Raw genomic sequence first — 1,110 nt, 5'->3', positions numbered from 1 at the left:
TGCGCCTCCGTGCTTGTTCATGGGTCGCGAAGTGTTCGCGCGACAGAAGCTCTGCTTCGAGCGTCCCAAAGAAGGATTCGCACATTGCATTGTCGTAGGCGTCGCCGGCCGTACCCATCGATGGTTGCACGCCCGCTTCGCGGCAGCGTCTTCCGAAGGCAATTGACGTGTATTGGGACCCTTGGTCGGAATGCAGGATGACGCCCTCGTGGCGTCGCTGTTGAAGCGCCATGTCGAGCGCGCGCAACATCAGTTCGGTATACAAGTGGTTCGACATCGCCCAGCCGACGATGCGCCGGCTGAAGACATCAAGCACCACGGCCAGATAGAGAAAGCCTTCTGTCGTCGGGATGTAGGTGGCATCTGCGACCCACAGTATGTTGGGCCCTTCAGCATTGAAGTGCCGGCGCACAAGGTCCGGCGCGCGCCGTGCCCCCGCACGCTGGTGCGTTGTATGTGGCCAGCGCCGTCGGCTTGCTCCCCGTAGGTCGGCGATGCGCATCAGGCGCGCGACTCGCTTGCGCCCCACGTGCACTCCCTCGCGCGCAAGTTGCGCATGGATGCGCGGCGCCCCATACGTACCTCGCGAACTCGCATGCAGCGTACGAATGCGCGTCAGTAGTTGAGCATCGCTACGTGACCGCTTTGATGGCTCCCGCACCAGCCACGCGTAGTAGCCGCTGGTCGAGACTCCCAGCAGCCGCGCCATCGTGGCAATGGGCCAACGGGCCTGATTCGCTCTCATGAATCCGTATCCTTCGAGGATACGGCTCCTGTCTCGCGGGCGAACCAGGCTGCAGCGTGAGAGAGAATGTCGCGCTCCGTCTTTAATTGCCGATTTTCGCGGCGCAAACGGGTGAGTTCTTGGCGCTCAGCCGTGGTCAACCCCTCCTGACGCACGCCGGCGTCAATATCCGCCTGCGCCACCCAGTTGATTATCGTCTGCGCACTAGGCTCGAACTCTCGCGCGAGCTCCTCGGGTGTTCGCCCCGCCTTCACCAAGTCCACTATGCGAGCCCGGAATTCCGCCGGGTACGGTGCTCGATGCTTGCCCATTTTGGCACCCCCTTTTTCCAAAGGATAGGTGTCCGTTTTGGCGGGTCAATCTCA

At 62.1% G+C, this 1,110-nt stretch carries 1 pseudogene; it reads right to left on the bottom strand.

The features are described 5' to 3' along the window. A pseudogene (locus tag AWB79_RS37910) lies at positions 1 to 1,056 on the bottom strand (IS3 family transposase); the annotation flags it as partial. Between the last annotated feature and the right edge of the window lie 54 nt (positions 1,057 to 1,110).

Origin of the sequence: Caballeronia hypogeia (assembly GCF_001544875.2) — a bacterium.
Taxonomy (GTDB): Bacteria; Pseudomonadota; Gammaproteobacteria; order Burkholderiales; family Burkholderiaceae; genus Caballeronia; species Caballeronia hypogeia.
This window is presented reverse-complemented; position numbering and strand designations above follow the sequence as displayed.